This is a genomic window from Streptomyces sp. NPDC088923 (assembly GCF_044749745.1).
GTDB lineage: Bacteria > Actinomycetota > Actinomycetes > Streptomycetales > Streptomycetaceae > Streptomyces.
On the sequence record NZ_JBIVIO010000004.1, the window covers coordinates 424,184 to 450,301 of the forward strand.

Below are 26,118 nucleotides of genomic sequence, written 5' to 3' on the forward strand. Positions count from 1 at the left end.
GCAGGCGGCGATATCCGCCGAGCCGCAAGCGGCCGGGCGCACCGTCGCCCGGCCGAACCCGGGCGAACAGCTCCGTACGCGCTGCGAGCGACGCGCCAGTCCCCACCTGGGCCTGCTCGAACCGGCCCACGACCAGGCGTGCCTTCGTCCCTTCCAAGAAGACCAGGCCTGCCCCGCCCCTTCCCCGTCGCCCCCTCGCCCCTCTTCAGCCCTCCGAGACCTCCCCGTACACCTGCGACAGTTCCGGTGCCCCCGACTCCGCCCACGCCAGTCCGTCCTCCACCACCGCGAGTTCGCGGCCCGAGGGCAGCAGGACGACCGGGGTTCCGTCCCCGTCGAGCCGCCACACCGCTCCCGGCACGGTGCGCGCGACGACGGTGCCGAGGTAGAAACCGGCGTCGTTGCCGAGGTGGTCGAGGAGCTCGGGATCGGAGCGCCAGCGGGGCAGCAGCTGGTCGAGCGCTTCCAGGGACTCGGGGGAGTCGTCGAGCACGACCCCCGCCTCAGCGGCCTCCGCCCGCAGCAACTCGCACTCGGCGAAGAGTTCCACGGCCGCGCGCGGGTCCTGCTCCAGGAGTTCGCCGACCGGGCGCGGCGGCCCACCCACCCCGGCCGGCACCGCCGCGCCCTCGCCTCCCGCCATCACCGTCGCACCCCCGCCGACGCCCTCCCGGGGCACCGTCGCGGTCGCACGCGACGCCCCCGCGGCCTCCCCACCGGCCCCCGGCACACGACCCGAACCGCCCACGGACGCCTCCTCCTTCTCACCTCCCCCACGCGCCACGTCACCCGCACCGCCATCCACCGCGTCATCCGCACCACGACCGGCCTCATCCGCCGCACCGCGCTGCTCCGGGCGTCCACCGAAGAAGGGAATCCTCATACCGCCCAGCCTGACACCGGGCCACCTCCTCACACCACAGGGCACGCAGACGGGCTCTCCCAAGCGTTCACAAGCGATCGGCAAAACACAGACCCGATCAGTCTGTTCACCCCCCGGCCTCTCCGCCGCTCTGCCGCGCCGCCTCCGCGTTCCCCTCCACGCCTGCCCGCCCACCCCCCGCGCCTCTCCCCGCCAATATCCCGCCGCCATGATGCGTACCGGCCATTTTCTGGGCAGGAGTCCGCCCGAAGACGACAACTCCCGGCAGGAGTGGGCCACAACGATCACCGAACCACACCACCACCGCGCCCACCGCCCCCCACCCTCACCACCGCCCCTCCGTCCGCGCCCGCCACCCCAACGAGGAGCCCGTGAAAGAAGCCCGCGCCCGCGGCCCCTTCCGCAGCGCCGTGTCCCTGCTCGTCGTCCTCGCCTCCGCCGCCCTCCTCGGCTCCCCCACCACCGCCACCCCGCCCGAACTCCCGCCACGCCCCCTGACGCACCTCTACGACAACCACGGGATCGGGGCCGGCGCACGAGGCGGCGGGGCCGATCTCGACGGGCACGGCCGCGCCCTGTCCGCCGAGGCCCTGCGCGACGCGGGCTGGTCACCCGGCGCCGAGCTGACCGTGGCCGGCGCGCCCCTGCGGCTGCCCGCCCCCGCGCCCGGCGCCCCCGACAACGTGCGCGCGGACGGGCAGCGGGTGAGCGTGACGGGACGCGGCGACGCCCTCGCCCTCCTCGTCACGGCGACCGGCGGCCGGGCACCCGGGCGCGGAACGGTCGAGTACGCGGACGGCCGCCGCTCCTCGTACCACGTCGAAGCGCCCGACTGGCGCACCGGCACCCTCGCCACGAGCGCCCTCGCCCTGCCCCGCATCAGCACCACCGAAGGCCCCCGGAAGGCACGCGCCGCGCTGTACGTCGTGACCGTGCCGCTGCGGCACGACGCGGCGGTACGCGCCGTGACGCTGCCACGCGATCCGCTCGGGCCCGCGAGCCTGCACGTCTTCGCGCTCGGGGTGCGTCCGCGGGCGAGCGGCTGGACCGGCTCCTGGTCGGCGGCCACGGCGGCGCGGACGCCGGTCGGGCCCTGGCAGGACCCCACCCTGCGCCTCGTCGTACACCCCTCGGTGGGCGGGGAACGGGTGCGGCTGCGGTTCGACAACACCTTCGCCGCGGCCCCGGTCCGGCTCGGGCGGGTCTCCGTCGCGGTACGCGAGAAGGGGGCGAGCGCGCGAGGGAAGCCCGTGCCGCTGCGCTTCGGCGGCCACGAGGGCGTGCGGATCGCGGCCGGGGCACAAGTGCGCAGCGACCCGCTGCCCTTCCCCGTCGAGGCCGGAACCGATCTGCTGGTGAGTGTCTCGCTGCCGGGACGCGTCACCTCGTTGCCCGTGCGGACGGCGGCGAAGCAGCCGGGGTACGTCGCCGACGCCGCCGGTGACCGGACCGGGAGCCGCGAGGGCACGGGCTTCGCCGAGGAACTGGACTACTGGCCGCTGCTGACCGGACTCGACGTGGCGGGCGGGCCCGGCAGCGTCGTGGCGCTCGGTGACTCCACGACGACCGGCGCGAAGACGCGCACGGGGGCCGACGAGCGCTGGACCGACGCGCTCGCCGCGCGGCTGCGCGCCCAGGACACGGTCCCGCGCTACGGCGTGCTCAACCAGGCCCTCACGGCGAACCGCCTCCTGAAGGACCGCTACCCCGGCGCGGGCGTGGACGAGGACACGAGCGGCGTACGGCTCGCCCACCGCCTCGACCGCGACCTCTTCGCGCAGACCTCCGCGCACACCGCGCTCGTCTACCTCGGCCTCAACGACCTGCGCTGGGGCTCGTCGGCCGCCGAGGTGCGGACCGCTCTCGGCGAGGTCGCGCGGCAGGCGCGGGCACGGGGCGTACGGGTACTCGCCGCGACGCTCACGCCGTGCGGGGGCGGCAGCCGGTGCGCGCCCGAGGTGGACGCGCGCCGGCGGGCCGTCAACGCGTGGCTGCGCGAGGGAGGTGGCGGCTTCGACGCCGTCGTCGACTTCGACCGCGTCGTACGGGACCCCGAACGGCCCGGGCGGCTGCTGCCCGCGTACGACAGCGGGGACCACCTGCACCCGTCCGCCGAGGCGCTCGCGCGCATGGCGGACGCGGTGGACCTCGACGCGCTGCGCCCGCGCTGAGGCAGCCGCGAAACCCCGGGAGGACTCACACGTCCAGGTCCACCACCACGGGCGCGTGGTCGGAGGCCCCCTTGCCCTTGCGCTCCTCGCGGTCCACGTAGGCGTCCTTCGCGGCGGCGCGCAGGGCCGCGTTGGCGTAGACGAGGTCGATGCGCATGCCCCGGTTCTTGGGGAAGGCGAGCTGGCGGTAGTCCCAGTACGTGTAGGGGCGGTCGTACTTGAGGGGGCGTGGGACGAGGTCGTCGAGGCCCGTCGCGCGCAGTCCCGCGAGTGCCGCGCGCTCGGGCGGGGTGACGTGGGTGAGGCCCTCGAAGACGGCCGGGTCGTAGACGTCCTCGTCGCTCGGGGCCACGTTGTAGTCGCCCATGACGGCGAAGGGCCGCGAGCCCGCCGCGTCGCCCGCGACGGCCGTGCGCAGGGCCTCCAGCCACTCCAGCTTGTACGCGTAGTGCGGGTGGCCGACCTCGCGTCCGTTGGGCACGTACACCGACCAGACGCGGACGGGCCCGCAGGTGGCGCCGAGCGCGCGGGGCTCCATGACGCCGTCGTAGGCGGGCTGGTCGGGCAGTCCGCTCACCACGTCGTCGAGTCCCGCACGGGAGATCACCGCGACGCCGTTCCACCGGCCCGTGGCGTTCACGGCGGACTCGTAGCCCGCCTCGCGCAGTGCCTCCGTGGGGAAGTTCTCCGCGGTCGTCTTGGTCTCCTGGACGCACAGCACGTCGGTGCCGCTCGACTCCAGCCAGGCGAGCAGCCTCGGCAGCCGGGCGGTGATCGAGTTCACGTTCCACGTCGCGATACGCATGCCGACCAACCTACCGGCCACCTCCGACAACGCCGCCCGGCGCGGGGGCACGGGCCGCCGTGTCCGTGCCGGGGCGCACCGGGCACGGACACGGCGGCCGTCCCGTACGCGCCCGCCCCGGCCCCGTAGGAACGCGCCCGGCGCGCCCCGCGGCTCCTCAGACCGTCAGCCGCGTCCCCGGCTTGACGCGGTGGTGCTCCGCGCCGCCGAGCGCGCCGATCTGGCCCTCGTAGACGGGGGTCGCGAGGTCGGTGAGGAGGGCGTCGTGGACGTCGTATGCGCGCCGCGGGGCGACCTCGCGCACGTAGTCGATGACCTCGGAGAGCTTGCTCCACGGGGCCATGACCGGCAGGAGCAGCGTCTCCACGGGGCGCTCGGGGACGGTGAGGGCGTCGCCGGGGTGGAAGACGGTGCCGTCCACGAAGAAGCCGATGTTGGTGATGCGGGGGATGTCGGGGTGGATGACGGCGTGGAGTTCGCCGTGCACCTCGATGTCGAACCCTGCGGCCTCGAAGGCGTCGCCGTGCCCGACCGTGTGGACGCGCCCGGGGAAGGCGGCGGAGAGTTGCTCGGCGACGGACCGCAGCGTCCACAGCTCGGTGGCGGGGTTGGCCTCGAGGGCGGCACTCAGCTTGGCCGCGTCGAAGTGGTCGGGGTGCTCGTGGGTGACGAGGAGGGCGTCGGCACCCGCGGCGGCGTCCTGTTCGCTGAAGGCGCCCGGGTCGATGACGAGAGTGCGGCCCTCGTGCTCCAGACGGACGCAGGCGTGGGTCTTCTTGATCAGCTCCATGCGTTCCATCCTCGCGCACCGCGCGCGGGGGCGGCGGTTCAGGGGTCCGCCCCCGCGCGGCCGTGTCCGCGCACGAGCGCGACCTACTCGCGCGGGCTCGTCTCCTCCCGTACGACCGCGCGCGCGACCTGGAAGGCGCGTTCCGCGGTGGCGAGTCCGCAGTGCACACCGATCTGGAGCAGCGCCTCCTTGATCTCGGCGGGCGTGAGGCCGCTGCGCAGCGCGCCGCGCACGTGCACGGCGAACTGCTCGAAGTGCCCGGCCGCCGCGAGGGCGCCGAGGGCGACGCAGGCGCGGTGGCGGCGGTCGAGTCCGGGACGCTGCCACACCTCGCCCCAGGCGTAGCGGGTGAGGAGGTCCTCGAAGTCCTCGGTGAACTCGTCGGTCGCGGCGAGGGCCGCGTCCACGTGCGCGTCGCCGAGCACCTCGCGCCGCAGCCGCAGCCCGGCCGTGCGGGTGTCCGCGCCGCCGTCGGCGCCCGGCGTCCCGCGGTAGGGGGCGATCTCGGGGCGCGGGGCGGCGAGCGGCGGCGCCGCGGTGGGCGCGGCGGCGACGGGCAGCGCGGCCTGGGGCGACCAGCTGGTCGAGAAGTGCCGTACGAGCAACTCCGTCACGGCGGCGGGCTGTTCGACCGGTGCGAGGTGGGCGGCGCCGGGGACGAGCGCGAGACGCGCGTCGCTGATCCCGGCGACGAGGGTACGGGCCTGGGCGGGCCCCGTGAGGGTGTCCTCGGCGCCGACCACGACGAGCGTGGGCGTGGTGACGCGGTCGAGCACGGCGCTCGCGTCGAAGGTCGCGAGCGCCTCGCAGGCGGCGATGTAGCAGCCGGGGTCCGTGGTACGCACCATCTGCACCGCCCAGTCCGTGATGGCGGGCTGCGCGCCGGCGAACCCGGGCGTGAACCAGCGCTCGGGAGAGGTACGGGCGACGGGGTCGAGCCCGTTCGTACGGACGACGACGCCGCGCTGGCGGTGCTCGTCGGCCGTGCCGAAGCGGGGCGCGGTCGCGACGAGCGCGAGCGAGGCGAGGCGCTGCGGGTGGCGCAGCGCGAGATCGATGCCGATGGCCCCGCCGAAGGCGCAGCCCACGTACCCGAAGTGCCGTATCCCGGCGCTCTCCAGCGTGTGCACGAGCCGGTCCGTGAGCGCCCCCACCGAGTCCGCCGGATAGGCCGCGGCGCCGCCGTGCCCGGGCAGGTCGAACCGCAGCACGCGCCACTGTCTGCTCAGCTCCGGGACCTGCCGGTCCCACATGTGCCACGTGGTGCCGAGGGCGGGGCCGAGGACGAGGACCGGAGCGTGCTCCGGGCCGTCGAGGCGGTACTGGAGGGGGTTCGGTGATATCTCGCTCACCTGTCCGACCCTCTCATCTTTCGCGAGATCTCATAGCGCCGGTCCCGGCCTCACGCCGCTTGGCCCCTCTCGCTACGGCAGGGTCCGCACCGCCGGACCCCCCGGAGGTGGTGGGTGCGCGTACTTGTGACCGCGTCGACGGTGCTCCTGCGGGAGGGCGAACTCCCCTCGGCCCTGCGGGCCGTACGACTCGCCAGGGCACACGGCGGCAGGACCGGCCCGTTCTGTTCGGCGGCCGGACCTGCGAAGTGGTCACGGCACGAGCCGGCGACCGCCGGCGCGTGGGCTCCGTCGCCTTTCGCCCTGAGGGGGGACCTGGGCTGCCGGGTGGGTCACCCGCCCGTGCGAAACCGGCCGTACTTCTCCTTCTTCCGGTGCGGGTGAGCGGACTCCGCTCGCAGAAACGATTCCTCTCCGTGCCGGCTTGCGTTGCGGGGCGGGGGGAAGGGCGACTGAGCGGCTGGTCCGCCGCTTTTCGGCCGCGCACGGTGGCCGGTTGCGGCCTTCAGGCTGAGTGCGTGGTGCCGGCCGGTACGGCCACGGTTCGCTCCCGGCCGTCGCCGGCCGGCGCCGTGAGACGTCATTGCCGAAGAACCGCCATCGAAGGAGAACGATGCCCACGTTCCGCCCCCACCGTGCCCTCACCGCGGCCGCAGCCGCGGCCACCCTCCTCGCCACCTTCGGCGCGGGAACCGCCTCCGCTGCCGACCGCACCGGCCAGGACCTGATCAACCGGACCGACGGGAGCCGCCTCGCGCTGTACGGCGACTCCACGGCGGAGGGGGCCACCGCGGTCTCCCTCCGCGACCCGGCGTGGAAGCACAAGACCGAGGAATGGGACGAGGCCGACGGCCGGTGGGAGGGCGGCCGCTTCACGCTGACCTTGAAGAACAAGGCCGCCGACAAGTGCCTCCAGCCGTCCGACGCGAAGCCCACCCGCGGCACCACGATCGTCGTACGGACCTGTGACGGCTCCGATCTCCAGCGCTGGGTCCTGCGTCCCGAGGGCGACAACACCTCCCGCTGGTGGCTCTGGCAGCCCAAGGTCGACACCGACCTCGCCATGACCCTCAACCGCTACAACGACGGCAGCTGGAACACCCTCCACCTCGACACCTCTTACCCGAGCGCCGACCGCCTCTGGCACCTCGCGGACGACAACGCCAGCTGGTGACGGCAACCGCGCCTCCGCCCCGACCGGACCGGGCGGAGGCGCGGTCCGCTGTGCCGCCGAAGGTGCGTGGGGGACGGCTCGGTCACCTACTACGGCCGGGGCGGGGTCGCCGGCCTGTGCGTGAGGCCTGTCGGAGGATGGCAGGCGGCGGTTGCTGGGCGTGAGGTCTCTCGGAGGGTGGCAGGCGGCGGTTGCCGTCCTGGCCGCCCTCGGCCCACGCCGCACGGGCAGCGAAGAGCTGGTGGCAGGGGCTACGCGGTGGATCGATGCCCTTGGACGCCTCCCGCGAGGACGTACTGCCTTGCGCGATGCCGCGGGGATGGGCTCGTGAGCGGCTCAACTGGAGCGGGTGACGCCTGGACGGCTGGAGCTTCCTCTCTAGGGAGCTTCAGCTCCGTGGGGGTTCACTCCTTGCCGAGGGGGCGCCGGGGTGGCCCTTGTCCTCCTCGCTGAGGGGGCGTCGGGGCAGCCCTGTCCTATTCGCCGGGGGGCAGCGCCCGTCCTCCCCGCCAAGGGGCGTCGGGGCAGCCCCTGTCCTCCCCGCCAAGGGGCGTCAGCGAGCCCCCGTCCTCCCCGCCAAGGGGCGTCAGGGCAGCCCCCGTCCTCCCCGCCAAGAGGGGCGCCAGGGCAGCCCCCACCCTCCCTGGGGGCGGCCCCAACACCAGTCTTTCGCACCTCCCGCCGCCCCGCTCCCCATCCCGCCACATCTGTGGATAACTTCGCAAAATTCTTCAGCAGCTCACTCGTTGAGGTGAGTCGCTTTTCGGGTCTCCTTCCCGACCCGCCCTCGAAGGGATGAAGTCCTCGGCGTCTCAGGGCGCCTGGAGCCCTTCTGGCGCCCCGATCGAGAGGGGATATCCACATGCCCGGCCGCAAATACGGTTAATGCCCGGATGTGCGTGTCGCCCTCCAAGCCCCGTATCCAGGTGGGTAGTTTGCGCGGACCGATACCGCTACGGATGGGCTGGTCTCTTGCCGATGGCCGTCGAGCCACTGATCGAACTGCGTGACGTCAACAAGTACTACGGGCAGTTGCACGTACTTCAGGACGTCTCGCTCACCGTGCACCGCGGGGAGGTGGTGGTCGTGATCGGGCCCTCGGGGTCCGGCAAGTCCACGCTCTGCCGCACGGTCAACAGGCTGGAGACCGTCCAGTCCGGTTCCATCCTGCTCGACGGAGAGCCACTGCCGGACGAGGGGCGCGGCCTCGCCCGGCTGCGGACCGAGGTCGGCATGGTCTTCCAGTCCTTCAACCTCTTCGCGCACAAGACCGTGCTGGAGAACGTCTCGCTCGCGCAGATCAAGGTCCGCCACCGCAAGCGCGAGGACGCCGACAGGCGTTCGCGCGAACTCCTCGACCGCGTCGGGCTCGCGCCACAAGCCGACAAGTACCCGGCCCAGCTCTCCGGGGGCCAGCAGCAGCGCGTCGCGATCGCGCGGGCCCTCGCCATGGACCCGAAGGCGCTGCTCTTCGACGAGCCGACCTCCGCGCTCGACCCCGAGATGATCAACGAGGTCCTCGACGTCATGAAACAACTCGCCGACTCCGGCATGACGATGGTCGTCGTCACGCACGAGATGGGATTCGCCCGGTCCGCGGCGGACCGCGTCGTCTTCATGGACGGCGGACGCATCGTCGAGGACCGCACACCCGAGGAGTTCTTCACCGCCCCGGAGAGCGAGCGCGCCAAGGACTTCCTCTCCAAGATCCTCAAGCACTGAGGGAGGAGCCCCGCCGTGACGAGCACCCACACCCCGAACCCCGGCCGCAACTCCCGCAACCCCCCGCACCACCAGTCCCGCAAGCGCCCGGACTTCCGCGAGGCCAGGCACTCCCGCGATCCCCGCCGCCACTCCCGTCCCGTCGTCGTCCTCCTCACCCTCCTCTGCCTCCTCGCCGCCGCCTGCGGCAAGGAAGGCAGTCCGCCCGCGAAGGGGCCCAGCGCCGCCGAACTGCCGCGCTACCGCGTGGACTCCGGATTCCGGCTGCCCGGTTCGGCTACGTGGCGCAAGGCCAAGGCCCGCGGCCGGCTCGTCGTCGGCGCCAAGGAGGACCAGCCGTACCTGGGCGAGAAGGACCCGGCGAGCGGCAGGTACACCGGCTTCGACATCGAGATCGCGAAGATGGTCGCGGCAGGGCTCGGCTTCCCCTCGAACCGGATCAGTTTCCGCACTATCGCCTCCGCGAACCGCGAGACCTCGCTCCAGAACGGCCAGATCGACTACTACGTCGGTACGTACACGATCAACGACAACCGGAAGAAACTCGTCGGCTTCGCCGGGCCGTACTACATGGCCGGGCAGGGCCTGCTCGTGCGCAAGGACGAGGACAGCATCAAGGGGCCGGCCGACCTCGACGGCAAACGCGTCTGCTCCGCGGCCGGATCGACGCCGTACCAGCGCATCCAGCACGACTACCCGAAGGCCGACCTCGTCTCGTACGACACGTACTCGATCTGCGTCGACAACCTGCTCACCTACCAGGTCGACGCCGTCACGACCGACGACTCGATCCTGCTCGGCTACGCGGCCAAGGTGCCCGAGGAGCTGAAAGTGGTCGGCGAGCCGTTCTCGAAGGAGCCATACGGGATCGGCGTGCCCCGCAAGGACAACGCCTTGCGCCTCGCGATCGACGGCATCCTCGCCGCACGCGAGCGGGACGGCACCTGGAAGAAGGCGTACGAAGCGACCCTCGGCCTCTCCGGTGTCCCGGCCCCGAAGCCACCACCGATCGACCGCTACCCGGCCTCCTGACCCCCGGCCCCCTCCCGCACGCGGAAAGCGGCACCGCGCAGCACGCCACTCAGCGCGCGGAAAGCACCACGCCCGGACCAGGCCCCCGCACGCCGCACGACCCGCAAGGCGAGGCACCACCCAAGGCCGAGCCACCGCAAGCCAAGCCACCCGCAAGCCAAGGCGCCCCGCAAAGCAAGGCACCCCGCGAAGCAAGACACCACGCAAGCCAAGGCACCGCGCAGAAAGCACCCCCGGACCGCCCATGGACGTACTGACCCAGAACTTCTCGGAATACGGAAAGGGTTTCCTCGGCACGCTCGAACTCACCGTCTACGCCTCGCTGCTCGCCCTCGCGCTCGGCTTCGTCATGGCCTCCTTCCGGGTCGCCCCGATCGGCAGCCTGCGGGCCTTCGGTACCGCGTGGGTCACGGTGCTGCGCAACACGCCGCTCACCCTGCTCTTCTTCGCCGTGCTGCTGGGCCTGCCACGCTTCGGGCTCGTCCTGCCCTTCCAGCTCTTCGCCGTGCTCGCGCTCGGCTGCTACACCTCGGCGTTCATCTGCGAGGCGCTCCGCTCGGGCATCAACACCGTGCCCAAGGGGCAGGGCGAGGCGGCGCGTTCACTCGGCATGAGCTTCGGCCAGACCCTCACGACGGTGATCCTCCCGCAGGCGTTCCGCTCCGTGATCCCGCCCGTGGGCTCGCAGTTGATCGCCCTCGCGAAGAACTCGGCCATCGCGGGCGCCTTCAGCGTCACCGAACTCCTCGGCACGTACAAGACGCTCAACGAACTCGGCTTCAACATCGTGTGGGTCTTCGTCTGGATCGCCGTCGGCTACCTCATCCTGACCCTCGCCATCAGCGCCCTGTTCAACTACCTCGAACACCGTTGGGGGGTGCCACGGTGAAGTCCGTCTTCCCACGCCACCGCGAGCGCGGGGCCAGTGCCCTCTACGACGTTCCCGGGCCACGCACCCGTCGCAGGCACGCGCTCTACGGCGTGGCCGCGACCGCGGTGCTCCTCGCTCTCCTCGGCTGGCTCCTCTACCTGCTCTTCGACACCGACCAGTTCACGGCGGTCAAATGGACTCCCTTCGAGTACGTCGGCATCCAGGAGCTACTGCTGCGCGGGCTCGGCAACACGCTGAAGGCCTTCGCGATCTCGGCGGTGCTCGCCCTTGCCCTCGGCACCCTGCTCGCGGTGGGGCGCCTGTCCGAGCACCGCCTCGTCCGCTGGCCCGCGACCGCGCTCGTGGAGTTCTTCCGGGCGATGCCGGTCCTCGTGATGATCTTCTTCGTCTTCATCGCGCTGAAGGTGCAGCCCCTGCCCGCCCTCGTCACGGGGCTCACGCTCTACAACGGCTCGGTGCTCGCCGAGGTGTTCCGCTCGGGCATCGCGTCCGTCGACCGCGGTCAGCGGGAGGCGGCGTACGCGCTCGGCATGCGCAAGACGCAGGTCATGGCGTACATCCTGATCCCGCAGGCGGTCCGTGCCATGCTGCCGTCGATCATCAGCCAGCTGGTCGTGGCGCTCAAGGACACCTCCCTCGGATACCTGATCACCTATGAGGAGTTCCTCCATGCCGGGAAACTGATCGCGTCCAACCTCGACTACGACCTGCCCTTCATCCCCGTGGTGATGGTCATCTCGCCCGTCTACATCGGGATGTGCATGCTCCTGTCCTGGCTGGCGCACTGGCTCGCGCGGCGCGAGCGCCGCGATCCCAAGGCCAAGGCGGCCGCGACACCGGAGCCGGGCCCCGGTGCCCCGCTCCAGAACACCGCGTCCCCCGCCCGCTGAGGACGGAGGACGCGGAGGTGGTGTGACCCGTCCGGCGGCAGCCGGGGATCACTGCTCGCGCAGCGGTACCGACAGATACGAGGGGTCGGCCGCCGGCGAGGAGAAGGTCAGCTGCGCGCCGGCCGGGTTGTGCTCGATGTAGAGCGGGTCGACCGTGTCCACGACGAGGGCGAGTCTGTGGCCCGCCGGTACGTCGTACCCCGTCGCGAAGAGGTCCAGGTCGACGGCGAAGGGCTGCCCGGGGGTGCGGTCGTGGAAGGTGTACGGGGCGTGGGTGACGAGTTTGCCGACGCCGAGCGGGCCCACGTCGTAGAGGTACGCGACGAACGTGCCGTCCGCCTTGGTCGGGGTCACCGTCGTGTGCAGCCGTGCCGTGCCGCGTACGTGGCGCTCGGTCGTGTACGCCGATGACTGCCACACCCCTGTCCAGGCGCGGGGAAGGAGCGGCACCGAGACGGTGGGGGGCAGCTTGACGAGCTGGTCGAGCGCGTTGGAGAGGAGGGTGACGCCGCCGTCGGCGCCCGAGTCGAGGTTCGTGGCGATGCGCTGGCTGCCGCCGAGGTCGAGTTTCGCGGTGGCCTTGCCGACGTCCTGCCAGCTCGCGTAGTCCTCGTAACCGCCGCCCGAGCGCGAGGAGATGTGCACCGGCGCCTCGTTCTGCACACCGTTGTCGTCGCCCTTGAGGTAGTGGTCGAGCCAGCGGCGCGTGTCGGTCCAGGTGTCGTTGGGCAGCCCGAGCAGGCCCGTCGCCTCGGACGTCGCGTGGTCGCCGGGGCGGAACTCCAGGCGCTTGGGGCCCGTGAGCTTCGAGAAGAAGTCGGCGTACTGGTTCGGCGGGAAGAAGGAGTCGCCCCACGCGTTGCCGAGGAACACCGCGGGCTTGTTGCGGTTGATGCCATCGAGGTACGTCGCGGGGGAGCGGACCTTGCCCCACGCGATCATCTCGTCCTCCTTGGCCAGGTTCGAGCCGAGGAAGTCCTTCAGGATCTGCTGGAACTCGGCACTCGGCCGCCCCGTGAGGAAGCCGAGGCCACCGAGGAGCGCGCCCGCCATCGCGTGCTGGGTGCGACCGCTGTAGATCGAGTCGATCAGGTCCCCCCAGCCGCTCAGCGCCGCGACCGCCTTGATGCGGGGATCGTGGCCCGCCGCGAGCAGGCTGATCCCCGCCCCGTAGGAGACCCCGGCCATGCCGACGTGCCCCGCGTCCGCGGGGGTGTTGGCGAGGGCCCAGTCGATGACCGCCGAGGCGTCGGCCACGTCCTTCGGACCGCCGACCTCGATCTCGCCGCCGGACTGGAGGAAGCCGCGCGAGTTGTACGTGACGACGACGTACCCCGTCTCGGCAAGCTTCTGCGCCTGCGCCAGGTATTCGATCTGCGGCGTCGACCAGCTCGTGGGCAGGACGACGAGAGGATACGTGCGGCTCGTGTCGGCCGGGGCGACGACGTTGCCCTTGAGGACGGTGCCGCCGTCGCCCGGGATGTCGGCGAAGCGGACGGTCGGCGCCGCGCTCGCGGCGGCGGGGGCCGCGACGGCTCCGGCGGCGGCCGGTCCGGTGAGCAGGAGTGCCGCCGCGAGGACGGCGAGCGTGGGGGAGGAGCGGGGAGCGCGCATGGGTCACCTCTCGGGAAGGGTGAGCGACGCGGTGAGGACCGCTAAGTGACCCGACGGTAACCGCAGGGGCTTACTGGAGGTAACTGGTCGGTAGGTTACGCGCGAGTAACGATTGCGTGCCCGGCCGCTGGGCGCGAAGGGCCGATCCGCACGCGAAAGGCCGCCCGTACGCGCACGCGGCCCCCGCGCGAAAGCCGCCCCCGCGCGAAAGCCGCCCCCGCGCGAAAGCCGCCCCGCGCGAAAGCCGCCCCCGGCCCGTAGAGACCGAGGGCGGCTCGCGCCGCGTACCGCTCAGGCCGCGGCCTCCGCCTTCCCCGGAGGCTCCCCCGGAGCCGCCCCCGCTTCCCCCTTGCGCACCGAGGTCTGGAGCGACTCGTCCCCCACGTCCACGACCACCGTGTCCCCCGGGTCCGCCTCGCCGCCGAGGAGCAGGTCGGCGATGCGGTTGTCCAGTTCGGCCTGGATCGTGCGGCGCAGTGGCCGCGCTCCGAACTCCGGCCGCGTGCCGTGCGCGACGAGCAGCTTCTTCGCCGCCGGGGTGATCTCCAGGCCGAGGCCCTGGGCGCGGGCCCGCCGCTCGCTGCGCTCCAGAAGCAGGTCGAGGATCGAGGTCAGCTCGGTGTCGCCGAGGCCGTGGAAGATGATGACCTCGTCCACGCGGTTGAGGAACTCCGGCAGGAAGCGCCCCCGCAGGTCCTCCATCAGCTCGTCCCTGATGCCGCTGACGTCGCCGTGGTGATCGAGGATGCGCTGCGCCCCGATGTTGGACGTCATGATGACGACCGTGTGCCGGAAGTCGACCGTCCGGCCCTGCGCGTCGGTGAGCCGTCCGTCGTCGAGTACCTGGAGCAGTGTGTTGAAGACGTCCGGGTGCGCCTTCTCGACCTCGTCGAACAGCAGCACGCTGTACGGGCTGCGACGCACCTTCTCGGTGAGCTGCCCCGCCTCCTCGTGCCCGACGTAGCCGGGCGGGGCGCCGACGAGCCGCGAGACGGTGTGCTTCTCCTGGAACTCGCTCATGTCGAAGCGCACCATGCGGTTCTCGTCGCCGAAGAGCAGCTCCGCGAGCGCCTTCGCCAGCTCCGTCTTGCCGACCCCGGTCGGGCCGAGGAAGAGGAAGGAGCCGACGGGCCGGTCCGGGTCGCCCATCCCGGCCCGGTTGCGGCGCACCGCCCGCGCGACGGCGGTCACCGCCGCCTCCTGGCCGACGACACGCGAGTGCAGCGCCTCCTCCAGCTTCATGAGCTTCTGCTTCTCGTCCTCGGTGAGCCGCGCCACCGGGATGCCGGTACGGCGCGAGAGGACCTCCGCGATGTCGTCGACCGTCACCTCACGCACGCCCTCGCGCCGCTCGGCGATTCCGTCCAGCTCCGCGCGCGCGGACCCGATCTCGCGCTTGAGCCCGTCCGCCCGCTCGAAGTCCTCGGCCGCGACCGCCTGGTCCTTCTCGCGGTTCAGCTTCGCGAGCCGGTCCTCCAGCTCCGTCGCCTCCGCCGAGCCGCCGAGCGAGCGCAGCCGTACCCGCGCCCCCGCCGTGTCGATGAGGTCGATCGCCTTGTCCGGCAGGAAGCGGTCCGTGACATACCGGTCCGACAACTCGGCGGCCCCGGCGAGCGCCTCGTCGCTGAACCGCACCTGGTGGTGCGCCTCGTACGTGTCGCGCAGCCCCTGAAGGATCTGCACCGTCTCCTCGACGCTCGGCTCGGAGACCATGACGGGCTGGAAGCGGCGTTCGAGCGCCGCGTCCTTCTCGATGTTCTTGCGGTACTCGTCGATCGTCGTCGCGCCGACCACGTGCAGCTCGCCGCGCGCGAGCGCCGGCTTGAGGATGTTGCCCGCGTCCATCGAGCCCTCGCCGCCCGAGCCCGCGCCGACGACGGTGTGCAACTCGTCGATGAAGAGGATCGTCGAGTCCTGGGCCGCGCGGACCTCGTCGATGACCTTCTTCAGGCGCTCCTCGAACTCGCCCCGGTACTTGGAGCCCGCGACGAGCCCCGGCAGGTCGAGCGCGACGACGCGCCGGTCCTTGAGCGTCTTCGGCACGTCTCCGCTCACGACGCGCTGCGCGATGCCCTCCACGATCGCGGTCTTGCCCACGCCCGGCTCCCCGATGAGCACGGGGTTGTTCTTCGAGCGCCGCGAGAGGACCTCGACAGTCTGCTCGACCTCCTCCGCGCGCCCCACCACGGGATCGAGGCGGCCCGCCCTCGCTTCCTCCGTGAGGTCCCGGCCGTACTCGTCGAGCGTCGGCGTGGCGCTGTCCTCACGCCCCGCACCGCCCGCCCGCCCCGCCCCCGAGCCCTGCTCGCCGCCGCCGCGCCCGGTCTCCGCGCGCATCCGCTCCGCGTCGGCGCCGCTGTCGCCGAGCAGCCGTTCGACGGCCGGGGACGAGCCGTCGACCAGGCTCGCGAGGACGTGCTCGGGGCCGATGTACGAGACCCCCGCCGCCTGCGAGCGGGCGTGCGCGCCGATCAGGACGCGCTTCGCCGCGGGGGTCAGTCCCGGCTCGGCGGAGGGAACCGCGCTCTCGCCGGGCAGGACGTCAGCGAGCCGTTCGGCGAGCGCGTCCGGGTCGGCCCCCGCGCGGGAGAGCAGCGAACGGGTCGGCTCGACCTGGGTCGCCGCCCACAGCAGGTGCTCGGTGTCCAGGTCCGCGCTGCCGTCCTCCTCCGCCCGCCGCGACGCCCGCGCGAGCAGCTCGCGCGCCGAGTCGCTCAGCAGCCGCCCGATCGGCACCCGCTGCACGGCGGGCGGCGAGGAACCGGGGGACATCCCGAAGAAACGATTGAGCAGGTCGGAGAAGGGGTCCTGGCCGCCGAGTGACCCGAAGGACGACAGTGACATGGGCGCTCCCTGTGAACGGCACGCACGGATACCGGCCCACGTGCCGAGCGGGGACGAGCCCGGCGACGGGCGTACTCGTCACCACCGCACGTGTCCGGCTACGGGCGTATTCGCCCCCACCACCCAAACACCGACGTATGAGGGCTGCAAGCGGGGCGGGCGTGTGGAGCGAGCGGGGCCGGCACGGCGCCGGATCAGATGAGCGGGAGAGCCCCCGGACCAGGCGTGCCACGGCCCCACGGTAGCCTCGGCGCGGCGGGCGCGCGCCTGTCGTGCCCGGCGCTGTCCGGCGCTGTCCGGCGCTCGCCGCCACGAGGCGCCACCCGGCGGGACCTCACCCGGCCCCCGGCCGGTCCGCCGTGCCCCGGCGGTGTGGCGACTCGCCCGCACCGCGCTCCCTCAAGCCGAGGGCGGGTGTCACGCTTCCGTCGTGTTCTCCCGGCCCGTCTCCGGCGCGGTCTCGGCGCGGGTCATCGCCAACCGTGTGACGTCGCCGACCAGTTCGACGACGTCCGGGCCGTACGCCGCCGAGTTCACGACCCGCAGCAGCAGGACGAAGGAATCGCGGTGGTAGCGACGGCGCAGGCGTTCCTGGTGGGTCACGAGATAGCGCGCGGCTGCCTGGTTGTTCACCGAGCGCTGCCCGCACAGCAGGAACACCGGGCGCGTCAGCTCCTCGCGCCCCGTCGTGAGCCGCGCGAGCAGTACGTACTCCGACTGGCCGTGGTCGAGCGCGTACCGCTCGCCGCCGATGACAAAGGCGTTTCGCTCGGGGCTCGGGTCCGTCTCCACCCGTATCCCGGGCAGCAGCGCGGCCAGGTGCGCGGCCGTCCGGCGGTTCGAGTACGGTCCGCCCACGCAGAACTCCGCCAGCTCGCCGAAGCCGCGCCGGGCCTCGTCGTGGGCGAGGACCTGGGCCCGCGCCCCGCACTCCCTGATCAGCGCGGCGAGTTCGAGCAGCGCGTACGCGTCGAAGCGGGCGACGGCGAAGTCCGCGCCGCCCGAGTCCTTGTTCACCACGAGCAGCGCCTCGCTGTGCGCGGGCAGCCCGAAGAACTCCCTCGTACGGCCGAGGCGGCGGCGCCCGACGAAGGCGCGCGCCGACCAGGCGAGTGCGGCGCTGATGGCCGAGGCGAGGAGGCCGAGCAGGATGTCGCGTACGTCGTCCGTCATGGCGCGCGATCGTACCGGCTCGCAAGTCCAACCCGCCCGCGAGCGAGACGGGTTGGGGCTCGATCCGCGCGTCCGCGTCCGCGTCCGTGTCGTGGAGGGGGCGGGCGGTGCGGTGCCCGCGTGGCGTTCTGGTGGTGTGGTGGGTGCCAAGTTACGCTGCGCGGACGGCTGTTGACTGGAGGAAGACCGGATGTCACATTCCGCGGCGCGGCGCGCCGGGCGCCGCCGCACCCTCTCGTACCTGTCCCTGACCGCCGTCGTCGCCGGGGCGCTCAGCCTCGGCGCGGCACCACCCCCGCACACCCCCGGACCTCCCGCCAAGACCCCCGTCGCCACCGGCTGGGGCGGGGCCGTCGCGAGTGTCGACGCGGACGCGAGCGCCGCCGGGATCGAGGTGCTGCGCAAGGGCGGCAACGCCGTGGACGCCGCCGTCGCGACCGCCGCCGCACTCGGCGTCACCGAGCCCTACTCCTCGGGGCTCGGCGGGGGCGGCTACTTCGTCTACTACGACGCCCGCAGCCACCGCGTCCACACCCTCGACGGCCGCGAGACCGCGCCCCGCGCCGCCGACAAGGACCTCTTCGTCGAGGACGGCGCGCCGCTCCCCTTCGCCGACGCCGTCACGAGCGGCCTGAGCATCGGCACCCCCGGCACGCCCGCCACGTGGGACGAGGCCCTGCGCTCCTGGGGCCGGAAGTCCACCCGTGACGTCCTCGCACCCGCGACCCGCCTCGCCCGCCAGGGCTTCACCGTCGACGCCACCTTCCGCCAGCAGACCGCCGACAACGCGGCCCGCTTCCGTGACTTCCCCGCGACCGCGAAGCTCTTCCTGCCCGGCGGCGAGCCCCCGGCCGTCGGCACCACCCTCAAGAACCCCGACCTGGCCCGTACCTACGACACGCTCTCCCGCAAGGGGCTGCGCTCGCTGTACGGCGGCGCCCTCGCCCAGGACATCGTGCGCACCGCGACCCACCCGCCGCTCGCCCCGGGCTCGACCCGCGACGCGCGCCCGGGCAAGCTCGCGCTCGCCGACCTGCGCGCCTACGACGTCAAGCACCAGGCCCCGACCCGAACCGGCTACCGAGGCCTCGACGTCTACTCGATCGCGCCCTCCTCGTCCGGCGGCACGACCGTCGGCGAGGCCCTGAACATCCTGGAGAACGACGAACTCGGAAAGCTCTCGCGGGAGCAGTACCTGCACCACTTCATCGAGGCGAGCCGTATCGCCTTCGCCGACCGGGGCCGCTGGGTCGGCGACCCGAGCCGCGAGAACGTGCCGACGAAGGAACTCCTCTCGCAGCGCTTCGCCGACTCGCGCTCCTGCCTGCTCCAGGACGACGCGGTCCTGAAGAGCCCGCTCGCCCCCGCCGACCCGCGCCACCCCGGCAAGGGCTGCGCGCCCGCGGGCAAGGGCGTCGACACGACGTACGAGGGCGAGAACACGACGCACCTGACGACCGCGGACCGCTGGGGCAACGTCGTCTCGTACACCCTGACGATCGAGCAGACCGGCGGCAGCGCGATCACCGTGCCGGGCCGTGGCTTCCTGCTCAACAACGAGCTGACCGACTTCTCCTTCACCCAGGCGAACCCGGCCGTGCCCGACCCGAACCTGCCGGGCCCGGGCAAGCGTCCGCGCTCGTCCATCTCCCCGACGATCGTCCTCGACCGGCACGGCGAGCCCGTCGTCGCGCTCGGCTCGCCGGGCGGCGCGACGATCATCACGACCGTGCTCCAGACCCTCACCGGCTACGTCGACCGAGGCCTCCCGCTTGTCGACGCGATCGCGGCGCCGCGCGCCAGCCAGCGCAACGCCGCGGCGACCGAGCTCGAACCCGCGCTGTACGACAGCGCGGTGCGCGGCAAGCTGGAGGCGATCGGGCACGCCTTCACGCGGGTGCCCGAGATCGGCGCGGCGACCGGCATCGAGCGGTTGAAGGACGGCCGCTGGCGGGCCGCCGCCGAGCCCGTACGGCGCGGCGGCGGCAGCGCGATGGTCGTGCGGCCCGCCCCGTGACGATGCTCGCGGGCGGCCCACCCCGTATGCACGGGTCACGGCCGCCCGCGAGCGCTCACAGCGCCGTCAGGATCTGTGGCCCCTCCTCCGTCACCGCCACCGTGTGTTCCACGTGGGCGGCGCGGGAGCCGTCGTTCGTGCGCAGGGTCCAGCCGTCGGGGTCCGGGTGGTACCCGTCGGTGCCGCCCGCGATGACCATGGGCTCGATGGCGATGACGAGCCCGGGGCGGAGCACCATGCCGCGCCCTGGTCGCCCCTCGTTGGGCACGCCCGGGTCCTCGTGCATCGCGCGACCCACGCCGTGTCCGCCGAAGTCCTCCGGGATGCCGTACCCCTCCGCCCGGCACACCGTGCTCACCGCGTACCCGATGTCGCCGATCCGCGCGCCCGCCTTCGCCGCCTCGATCCCGGCCGCGAGCGCGCGCTCCGCCGTCGCGATGAGCTTGACGTCCTCGGGGCGCGGTGTCCCCACCGTGAAGCTGATCGCCGAGTCCCCGGCCCAGCCGCCGAGGAGCGCCCCGAAGTCCGCGCTCACGAGGTCGCCGTCGCGCAGCGGCTCGTCGCCCGGGATGCCGTGCACGATCGCGTCGTTGACCGAGATGATGAGAGTCGCGGGGAACGGCACCGGGGCGAAGTGCGGGTGGTAGTTCAGGAACGGCGAGTCCGCCCCCGCCTCCCGCAGCACCTCGCGTGCCACCTCGTCCAGCTCGCGTGGCCGCACCCCGGGCGCGGCGGCCTCCCGCACGGCGTGCAGGCCACGGGCCACGACCCGCCCGGCTTCGCGCATCTCAAGGATCTCGGCTGCTGTCTTCCTTCGCACCATGCCAATTACTATACCGCAATTCTTATACCGGTCGCGCCGGGCCGGTCACCGCGCGGGCCGGTCACCCCGCCGACCCTGGGCGGCCGCTCTTCCGGGCCCGGGCGGCCGCTGTGCCGGACCCGCCGGACCGACCACCGCCTGCGGTCGCCGGATCGGCCACCGCGCGCGTCAAGTGCCCGTCCTGATCGCGCCCCTCCGCACGCCGCGCTGCCCCGTAGAATCGTCGTATGGTCCGTACTCCGCTCACCCCCGAGGAACGCGCCCGCGGCGAACGGCTCGGGGTGCTCCTCCGGGACGCGCGCGGCGGGCGCAGCATGGCCGAGGTCGCCATCGAGGCGGGGATCTCCGCCGAGACCCTGCGCAAGATCGAGACGGGGCGGGCTCCCACGCCCGCTTTCTTCACGGTGGCCGCGCTCGCCCGCGCGCTGGAGCTGTCGCTCGACGACATCGAAGAGGCGTGCGGGGCGGCTCCCCTCAGCGCGGCGAGCTGACCTTCCCGGCGGGCCTTCGCGGGGCTCCGCCCCACGCCCCGCTCCGGCGAACTCCTCAGCCCCCCGCCGCTCGCCTCAGGGAGGCCACCAGCGCCCGCTCGAAGGCCGTGCGCGTCTCCTCGTCGAGCAGCCCGAGCGACAGGTACGGGTTGTGGTCCTCCAGTTCCACGAGCAGCAGGTCCCCCTCCGGTGTGCGGCACGCGTCCACGCGCTGGACGCCGTAGGGCAGGGCGTTCCACTCGATGAAACGGCGCGCGAAGGCGAGATCCGCCGCACTCGGACGGTACGGGACCAGCTCCCAGCGGCACGCGGGGTCCGGTGCGTACAGCGCGTACTGGAAGGCGTCGTCCACGAAGGTGAAGGAGACCTCGTACCGGAACGGGATGTACGGCTGGACGAGCGTCCGCGCGTCGGGGGTACGGGCGGCGAGCGCGGCCGGGTCGAGGTGCGCGAGGCCCACCGAGTCCGCGCCGTCGACCGGCTTGACGATGTAGGAGCCGGAGGCGGGCAGGTCGCCGGGCGCCGTGTCGCCCGCGTACGTCGGGATGACGGGCAGGCCCGCGCGCGTCAGTTCGACGAGATAGCCCTTGCCCGCCATGTCGGCGCGGCCCGTGAGCGGATTGTGGACGGGGGTGCCGCGACGCAGCGCCTCGGCGCGGAACTTCGCGTATGCGGCGCGGTAGTGCAGGACGGGGCCGCTGTTGCGGACGAGGACGACGTCGAAGCCGTCCAGGAGGCGGGCGGCGTCGCGCGGGTCGCACAGGGCGAGCGGGAAGTCGGCGCGCAGGCGGGCCGAGAGCTCCAGGTCCTCGTCCGCGTAGCGGCGGCCCGCCGCCCGGTAGGCGAGGTCGGTGACGTACAGCAGGCGCGGGCTGTGCCGGGTCATCCGGGGTGTCAGTCCTCGTACCGGGAGCGGGCCGGTGCGTCCTCGGCGGCAGCGCCGCCGTGCGAGCGGCTCATCTCGATGCGCAGCGGGACGGCGACGCAGACGACCGCCGCGGTCAGGAGCAGGCCGAGCGCGAGGAGCCAGTCGAGACCGGGTAGCGAGAGGCCGACCCAGGCCGTCCCGTCCTGCTGTGTCATCCTGTGCGACTCCTCCGTCGTGCCCGTCCGGGCTCTCCTGCCCCGCCCCGGCGGCGCCATGCCTCATCGCCGGCAGGGTCCACCATGCTCCGGAACGCCCGGTAACGGGAAACCGGGAAGGGGGACTCGCCCCGGTACGCCACGAAGATCACTTCGGGCCGGGGGTCGGGGCCGGGCAGGCGGGAGGAGCGCGAAGGAGGGAGGTCGTCGTGAGGGGGCCTGCGGCCGGGCGCCCTTCGCGCGCGGCGCGCTTGTCGCCCGTGACTCCGTCCCTCCCCGAAAAGCCCGTGTAGCCGCCGCGTAACACGGCGGGTGTTTCCTTCCGCAGCAAAGGACGCCGCAGTGGGAGCGGGGCACGCGTGGTGGGACAACTTCCCTTCCGTATCGACCAGTTCGAGAATTCCGAGGCACGTGACCCGGTCGCGGACTTCGCGCGCGCCTTCGGTGAGCTGCTCGCGGGACTGGACCCGGGCGGTGGCTGGTGCCAGGTCTTCTGGGCCCGTGACCCCCGGGGAATGCGGGCCTGCGTCGACGGTACGGAGACGCCTCCGTGGGACGTCGTCGAAGCCCTCGTCGAGGACCACGTGGCGCGCGCGGCGCCCGGGACGGCGCCGCGGCAGGCAGCCGCCGGGCTGCGCACGGCGTACCTGGCCGCCCTCTGCGCGCGCGACGCCCGCCCCGGCGCGGCCGGGGAACTCGCCCGCCGCCTCCCCGGCATGGTGCGCGAACGCGAGCGTGCCGCCGCACGTGTCGCGGACCTCGAACGCGGACTCGCGGGAGCGGACGGCTCCGCCGCGGCCCACCTGCACGGGCACCTCGCCTGGGCCCGCGACGACCTGCGGCGCGCGGAGGCCCGCAGCGCCGAACTCGCCTACCGGCTTGCGCGCTTGGAGCCGACGGACGGGTACGGGGAGCCGACGGACGAGTACGGGGCGGCGGGCGGTCCGGGGACCGCGGCGGAGCGGGGCGGCGGGGGAGCGCCCGTACGGGGGCGGGCCGGCACGCCAGTACGGGGCTGGGCCGGCGACGGGGCGTTCGTACCGGGTGGGGCCGGTGGCGGCGCGCTGGTTCCGGACGGGGCCGGTGACGGCGTGCCCGTGTCGTCGGGGAGCGGTCGGCGTTCCGCGGGGGCGCGCGCGCCGCGAGGCGGAGCCGTCTCGAACGGGCGCGCCGCCGAGCCCGTACGGGACCCCGCTCCGACCTCCTCGCCGCCCGCCCCCGCTCCCGGGCGCGAGCCCGCCGCAGGCGGCTCGGTGGAACCGGTCAAGCCCCGTGGGAAGCGCAGGCGTTCGGCCCGGTTCGCCGGGGTGGACGACGCGCTCGTGGAGCCGGGCAGTGTGCTGCCGCCCAGCGGCGCGCCGCTCGCGACGGGGGCCGCCGGAGCGCGGGAGTCGCTTACCGGGGCCCGATTCGCGGGGAGCACGGTGCGCGAGGGCGGTGAGGCGATCGCACCGGATGCCGAGGGGGCGCGGCGGGCCGGGGAACTCCTCCGCCTCCTGGACCGCTCGCGCGCCGAGGGCCGTGAGGGCGAGGCGCACCTGCTCCTCGTGGACGCCGCGCACTGGCCGCCCGCCCACGTCTGCGCGCTCGGCTCCCGCCTCGCCGCCGACGGGCTCGCCGCCGACTGGAGCACCGTGCTGTGGGAGGCCGCCGCGCTCCCGCTGCCGCCGCTGACCGCCCTCGCGACCGCGCTGGACGCCGCCGGGCAGCACGCCGATGCCGCGCGCATCCTGCGGCAGGGTGTCGTACGGCCGCTGGGGGAGGTCGCCGAGGCCCTCGCCGACCCCGCCGTCACCGGTGTCCCGGGCGCGCTCGACCGCCTCGCCGCTTCCTGCGTGAGCGCCCGCAGCGCCGAGGACCTGGCCCGTATCGCCGCCTCCGCGCCCGGCACCCTCACCGCCCCGCTCCTCGCCGCGGCGGCCCGCGCCTCGGGCCTCCGCCACGACGCCCTGACGCACGCGCTGCGAGTGGCGGGCGTGACCGGAGGCTGACCGGGGGCCAGGGGGAAGGGACGGCGGGTACGGGCCCGCGGGAAGGCTCCTCACCCCCACCCGCCCGGTCCCGCTCACCCGCCTGGGTGGCATCCCCCGTGTCCGCCGACCCGGCGGTCTTGTCCCCTCACCGCGCGGGGCTTACGTTCGTGCCTCTACGGCCCGGGGCTCCGGGCGGTAGCGGCTCTCTGACGTCTTGTCGAAGGAGCACTGCTCATGGCTGCCTCCGTCGTCCGCGCCGCACTCGTCCAGGCCACCTGGACCGGCGACACCGAATCCATGATCGCCAAGCACGAGGAACACGCCCGCGAGGCCGCCCGGCAGGGCGCCGGGATCATCGGCTTCCAGGAAGTCTTCAACGCCCCGTACTTCTGCCAGGTGCAGGAGGAGGAGCACTACCGCTGGGCCGAGCCCGTGCCCGACGGGCCGACCGTGAGCCGGATGCGGGACCTCGCCCGCGAGACCGGCATGGTGATCGTGGTGCCGGTCTTCGAGCGCGAGGCGGAGGGCTTCTACTACAACACCGCCGCCGTCATCGACGCCGACGGCAGCTACCTCGGCAAGTACCGCAAGCACCACATCCCGCAGCTCAGGGGCTTCTGGGAGAAGTTCTACTTCCGTCCCGGCAACGCGGGCTGGCCGGTCTTCGACACGGCGGTGGGCCGCGTCGGCGTGTACATTTGCTACGACCGGCACTTCCCCGAGGGCTGGCGCCAACTCGGCCTCAACGGCGCGCAGATCGTCTACAACCCCTCCGCGACCTCGCGTGGCCTCTCCGCCTACCTGTGGCAGCTCGAACAGCCCGCGGCGGCCGTCGCCAACGAGTACTTCGTCGCCGCGATCAACCGCGTCGGACAGGAGGAGTACGGCGACAACGACTTCTACGGCACGAGCTACTTCGTCGACCCGCGCGGGCAGTTCGTCGGCCAACCCGCGAGCGACAAGGCGGAGGAACTCGTCGTACGCGACCTCGACCTCGGCCTCATCGACGAGGTCCGCAAGCAATGGGCCTTCTACCGCGACCGCCGCCCCGACGCCTACGAGGGACTGACCCGCCCGTGAGCGAACTCCTCGCCCGGCACCGCGCCGTACTCCCCGACTGGCTCGCCCTCTACTACGACGAGCCCATCGAACTCACGCACGGCGAGGGCCGCCACGTGTGGGACGCCGAGGGCCGCCGCTACCTGGACTTCTTCGGCGGCATCCTCACCACGATGACCGCGCACGCACTCCCCGAGGTCACCGAGGCGGTCAGCGAGCAGGCCGCCCGGCTCGTCCACTCCTCGACCCTCTACCTCAACCGCCCGATGATCGACCTCGCCGAGCGGATCGCGCGCCTCTCCGGCATCCCCGACGCGCGCGTCTTCTTCACCACGTCCGGCACCGAGGCCAATGACACCGCGCTGCTCCTCGCGACCGCGTACCGCCGCTCCAACCAGATCATCGCGATGCGCAACAGCTACCACGGCCGCTCGTTCTCCGCGGTCGGCATCACCGGCAACAGCGGCTGGTCCCCGACGAGTTACTCACCTCTCCAAACACTCTGGGCCCACGGCGCCGTTCGCCACCGCGGTCCCTACGCGCACTTGGACGACAGCGAGTTCATCGAGGGCGGCGTCGCCGACCTGCGCGACCTGCTCGGCCAGGCACGCGGCCAGGTCGCCGCGCTCATCGCCGAACCCGTCCAGGGCGTCGGCGGGTTCACCTCACCGCCGGACGGGCTCTACGCCGCCTTCCGCGAAGTCCTCGCCGAGCGCGGCATCCTGTGGATCACCGACGAGGTGCAGACCGGATGGGGGCGCACCGGGGACCACTTCTGGGGCTGGCAGGCCCACGACCGGGCGGGACCACCGGACTTGCTCACCTTCGCCAAGGGCATCGGCAACGGCATGTCCATCGGCGGCGTCGTCGCCCGCGCCGAGATCATGAACGTCATCGACACCAACTCGCTCTCCACCTTCGGCGGTTCACCCGTCACCATGGCCGCCGGGCTCGCCAACCTCACGTACCTCCTGCAACACGACCTCCAGGGCAACGCGCGCCGTGTCGGCGGCCTGCTGCGCGAGCGGCTGCGGGCGGGGACGGCCGGCATGGCGCACGTACGGGAGGTGCGCGGACGCGGGCTCATGCTCGGCGTCGAACTCGTCGAGCCCGGCACGGACCGCGCCGACCCGGCGCGCGCGAGCGCCGTCCTGGAGGCCGCCCGCTCGGCGGGCCTCCTCCTCGGCAAGGGCGGCGGCCACGACACGAGCGTGCTGCGCGTCGCACCGCCGCTGAGCCTGACCATCGCGGAGGCGGAGGAGGGCGGCGACCTCCTCCTGTCGGCACTGCGCGCGACGGCCTGAGACCGACCCCATGGAGAAGGAGCCCC

The 26,118-nt window shown here is 73.2% G+C and carries 21 protein-coding genes; 11 read left to right on the forward strand and 10 right to left on the reverse strand.

From position 1 onward, the window contains the following. Positions 1 to 205 precede the first annotated feature (205 nt). A complete protein-coding gene (locus tag ACIP4O_RS19795; protein WP_401576041.1) occupies positions 206 to 643 on the reverse strand; it encodes a DUF6278 family protein in 438 nt (145 codons plus the stop codon). 611 nt (positions 644 to 1,254) lie between these two features. Between ACIP4O_RS19795 and ACIP4O_RS19800 the strand changes: the two genes are divergently transcribed. After that, entirely contained in the window at positions 1,255 to 3,054 is a 1,800-nt protein-coding gene (locus ACIP4O_RS19800; protein ID WP_401576043.1) for an SGNH/GDSL hydrolase family protein, read from the forward strand. 25 nt (positions 3,055 to 3,079) lie between these two features. Here the strand turns inward: ACIP4O_RS19800 and ACIP4O_RS19805 are convergent, their stop codons facing one another. From ACIP4O_RS19805 to ACIP4O_RS19815, 3 genes are all read right to left on the reverse strand, one after another. Then, entirely contained in the window at positions 3,080 to 3,859 is a 780-nt protein-coding gene (locus tag ACIP4O_RS19805) for an exodeoxyribonuclease III (protein ID WP_401576045.1), read from the reverse strand. Positions 3,860 to 4,016: 157 nt separating this feature from the next. Further along, complete coding sequence (locus ACIP4O_RS19810; RefSeq protein ID WP_401576047.1) at positions 4,017 to 4,649, reverse strand: MBL fold metallo-hydrolase; 633 nt, start codon at positions 4,647 to 4,649, stop codon at positions 4,017 to 4,019. An 83-nt stretch (positions 4,650 to 4,732) separates the two neighbouring features. Continuing rightward, positions 4,733 to 6,001: an alpha/beta fold hydrolase gene (locus ACIP4O_RS19815; RefSeq protein WP_401576049.1), complete on the reverse strand. Its 1,269-nt coding sequence runs from the start codon at positions 5,999 to 6,001 to the stop codon at positions 4,733 to 4,735. 613 nt (positions 6,002 to 6,614) lie between these two features. Between ACIP4O_RS19815 and ACIP4O_RS19820 the strand changes: the two genes are divergently transcribed. From ACIP4O_RS19820 to ACIP4O_RS19840, 5 genes are all read left to right on the forward strand, one after another. Beyond that, a complete protein-coding gene (locus ACIP4O_RS19820) occupies positions 6,615 to 7,175 on the forward strand; it encodes an RICIN domain-containing protein (RefSeq protein WP_401576051.1) in 561 nt (186 codons plus the stop codon). 978 nt (positions 7,176 to 8,153) lie between these two features. Beyond that, the gene (locus ACIP4O_RS19825; protein ID WP_401576053.1) at positions 8,154 to 8,897 is read left to right on the forward strand and encodes an amino acid ABC transporter ATP-binding protein; all 744 of its coding nucleotides are present in this window, start codon (positions 8,154 to 8,156) and stop codon (positions 8,895 to 8,897) included. A gap of 15 nt (positions 8,898 to 8,912) precedes the next feature. Further along, the gene (locus ACIP4O_RS19830) at positions 8,913 to 9,929 is read left to right on the forward strand and encodes a glutamate ABC transporter substrate-binding protein (RefSeq protein ID WP_401576055.1); all 1,017 of its coding nucleotides are present in this window, start codon (positions 8,913 to 8,915) and stop codon (positions 9,927 to 9,929) included. Between the two features lie 244 nt (positions 9,930 to 10,173). Further along, positions 10,174 to 10,818 carry an amino acid ABC transporter permease gene (locus ACIP4O_RS19835; protein ID WP_401576057.1) on the forward strand — a complete coding sequence of 215 codons (645 nt, stop codon included), beginning with the start codon at positions 10,174 to 10,176 and terminating at the stop codon, positions 10,816 to 10,818. Continuing rightward, positions 10,815 to 11,711 carry an amino acid ABC transporter permease gene (locus tag ACIP4O_RS19840; RefSeq protein WP_401576059.1) on the forward strand — a complete coding sequence of 299 codons (897 nt, stop codon included), beginning with the start codon at positions 10,815 to 10,817 and terminating at the stop codon, positions 11,709 to 11,711. Before ACIP4O_RS19835 ends, ACIP4O_RS19840 begins: the two co-directional genes overlap by 4 nt. Positions 11,712 to 11,759: 48 nt before the next feature. Here ACIP4O_RS19840 and ACIP4O_RS19845 read toward each other — a convergent pair whose 3' ends face one another. The 3 genes from ACIP4O_RS19845 to ACIP4O_RS19855 all read right to left on the reverse strand — a co-directional run bounded on the left by ACIP4O_RS19845 (position 11,760) and on the right by ACIP4O_RS19855 (position 17,342). Then, positions 11,760 to 13,325, reverse strand: a complete 1,566-nt coding sequence (locus tag ACIP4O_RS19845; RefSeq protein ID WP_401576061.1) for an alpha/beta fold hydrolase — start codon at positions 13,323 to 13,325, stop codon at positions 11,760 to 11,762. A gap of 291 nt (positions 13,326 to 13,616) precedes the next feature. Further along, positions 13,617 to 16,169, reverse strand: coding sequence for an ATP-dependent Clp protease ATP-binding subunit (locus ACIP4O_RS19850; protein ID WP_401576063.1), 2,553 nt, complete (start codon positions 16,167 to 16,169; stop codon positions 13,617 to 13,619). A gap of 417 nt (positions 16,170 to 16,586) precedes the next feature. Continuing rightward, entirely contained in the window at positions 16,587 to 17,342 is a 756-nt protein-coding gene (locus ACIP4O_RS19855; protein WP_401576065.1) for a hypothetical protein, read from the reverse strand. Positions 17,343 to 17,532: 190 nt separating this feature from the next. On the opposite strand from ACIP4O_RS19855, the gene ggt reads away from it, so the two are divergent. Beyond that, on the forward strand, positions 17,533 to 19,359 hold the full coding sequence (gene ggt / locus ACIP4O_RS19860; protein WP_401576067.1) for a gamma-glutamyltransferase: 1,827 nt from the start codon (positions 17,533 to 17,535) through the stop codon (positions 19,357 to 19,359). 55 nt (positions 19,360 to 19,414) lie between these two features. Here the strand turns inward: ggt and map are convergent, their stop codons facing one another. Continuing rightward, positions 19,415 to 20,182 (reverse strand): type I methionyl aminopeptidase, encoded by a 768-nt coding sequence (gene map / locus ACIP4O_RS19865; RefSeq protein WP_361321415.1) that lies wholly within the window; start codon positions 20,180 to 20,182, stop codon positions 19,415 to 19,417. Between the two features lie 227 nt (positions 20,183 to 20,409). On the opposite strand from map, the gene ACIP4O_RS19870 reads away from it, so the two are divergent. Beyond that, a complete protein-coding gene (locus ACIP4O_RS19870; protein ID WP_401576069.1) occupies positions 20,410 to 20,673 on the forward strand; it encodes a helix-turn-helix domain-containing protein in 264 nt (87 codons plus the stop codon). Positions 20,674 to 20,728: 55 nt separating this feature from the next. On the opposite strand, the gene ACIP4O_RS19875 is transcribed toward ACIP4O_RS19870, so the two are convergent. Together ACIP4O_RS19875 and ACIP4O_RS19880 are read right to left on the reverse strand one after the other, a co-directional pair. Further along, positions 20,729 to 21,559 carry a hypothetical protein gene (locus ACIP4O_RS19875; protein WP_401576071.1) on the reverse strand — a complete coding sequence of 277 codons (831 nt, stop codon included), beginning with the start codon at positions 21,557 to 21,559 and terminating at the stop codon, positions 20,729 to 20,731. A gap of 8 nt (positions 21,560 to 21,567) precedes the next feature. Continuing rightward, a complete protein-coding gene (locus ACIP4O_RS19880; protein WP_401576073.1) occupies positions 21,568 to 21,756 on the reverse strand; it encodes a hypothetical protein in 189 nt (62 codons plus the stop codon). A 359-nt stretch (positions 21,757 to 22,115) separates the two neighbouring features. On the opposite strand from ACIP4O_RS19880, the gene ACIP4O_RS19885 reads away from it, so the two are divergent. From ACIP4O_RS19885 to ACIP4O_RS19895, 3 genes are all read left to right on the forward strand, one after another. Next, the gene (locus ACIP4O_RS19885; protein WP_401576074.1) at positions 22,116 to 23,747 is read left to right on the forward strand and encodes a hypothetical protein; all 1,632 of its coding nucleotides are present in this window, start codon (positions 22,116 to 22,118) and stop codon (positions 23,745 to 23,747) included. Between the two features lie 216 nt (positions 23,748 to 23,963). Further along, positions 23,964 to 24,809 (forward strand): nitrilase-related carbon-nitrogen hydrolase, encoded by an 846-nt coding sequence (locus ACIP4O_RS19890; RefSeq protein ID WP_401576076.1) that lies wholly within the window; start codon positions 23,964 to 23,966, stop codon positions 24,807 to 24,809. After that, positions 24,752 to 26,092: an aspartate aminotransferase family protein gene (locus tag ACIP4O_RS19895; RefSeq protein ID WP_401576078.1), complete on the forward strand. Its 1,341-nt coding sequence runs from the start codon at positions 24,752 to 24,754 to the stop codon at positions 26,090 to 26,092. The genes ACIP4O_RS19890 and ACIP4O_RS19895 overlap by 58 nt, the downstream gene beginning before the upstream one ends. Positions 26,093 to 26,118 lie beyond the last annotated feature (26 nt).

Coding starts and splice junctions, on each gene's coding strand:
- ACIP4O_RS19795 (WP_401576041.1), bottom strand. CDS start 643: ATGGCGGGAGGCGAGGGCGCGGCGGTGCCGGCCGGGGTGGGTGGGCCG.
- ACIP4O_RS19805 (WP_401576045.1), bottom strand. CDS start 3,859: ATGCGTATCGCGACGTGGAACGTGAACTCGATCACCGCCCGGCTGCCG.
- ACIP4O_RS19810 (WP_401576047.1), bottom strand. CDS start 4,649: ATGGAGCTGATCAAGAAGACCCACGCCTGCGTCCGTCTGGAGCACGAG.
- ACIP4O_RS19820 (WP_401576051.1), top strand. CDS start 6,615: ATGCCCACGTTCCGCCCCCACCGTGCCCTCACCGCGGCCGCAGCCGCG.
- ACIP4O_RS19825 (WP_401576053.1), top strand. CDS start 8,154: ATGGCCGTCGAGCCACTGATCGAACTGCGTGACGTCAACAAGTACTAC.
- ACIP4O_RS19835 (WP_401576057.1), top strand. CDS start 10,174: ATGGACGTACTGACCCAGAACTTCTCGGAATACGGAAAGGGTTTCCTC.
- ACIP4O_RS19845 (WP_401576061.1), bottom strand. CDS start 13,325: ATGCGCGCTCCCCGCTCCTCCCCCACGCTCGCCGTCCTCGCGGCGGCA.
- ACIP4O_RS19850 (WP_401576063.1), bottom strand. CDS start 16,169: ATGTCACTGTCGTCCTTCGGGTCACTCGGCGGCCAGGACCCCTTCTCC.
- ACIP4O_RS19855 (WP_401576065.1), bottom strand. CDS start 17,342: ATGACGGACGACGTACGCGACATCCTGCTCGGCCTCCTCGCCTCGGCC.
- ggt (WP_401576067.1), top strand. CDS start 17,533: ATGTCACATTCCGCGGCGCGGCGCGCCGGGCGCCGCCGCACCCTCTCG.
- map (WP_361321415.1), bottom strand. CDS start 20,182: ATGGTGCGAAGGAAGACAGCAGCCGAGATCCTTGAGATGCGCGAAGCC.
- ACIP4O_RS19870 (WP_401576069.1), top strand. CDS start 20,410: ATGGTCCGTACTCCGCTCACCCCCGAGGAACGCGCCCGCGGCGAACGG.
- ACIP4O_RS19875 (WP_401576071.1), bottom strand. CDS start 21,559: ATGACCCGGCACAGCCCGCGCCTGCTGTACGTCACCGACCTCGCCTAC.
- ACIP4O_RS19880 (WP_401576073.1), bottom strand. CDS start 21,756: ATGACACAGCAGGACGGGACGGCCTGGGTCGGCCTCTCGCTACCCGGT.
- ACIP4O_RS19890 (WP_401576076.1), top strand. CDS start 23,964: ATGGCTGCCTCCGTCGTCCGCGCCGCACTCGTCCAGGCCACCTGGACC.
- ACIP4O_RS19895 (WP_401576078.1), top strand. CDS start 24,752: ATGGGCCTTCTACCGCGACCGCCGCCCCGACGCCTACGAGGGACTGAC.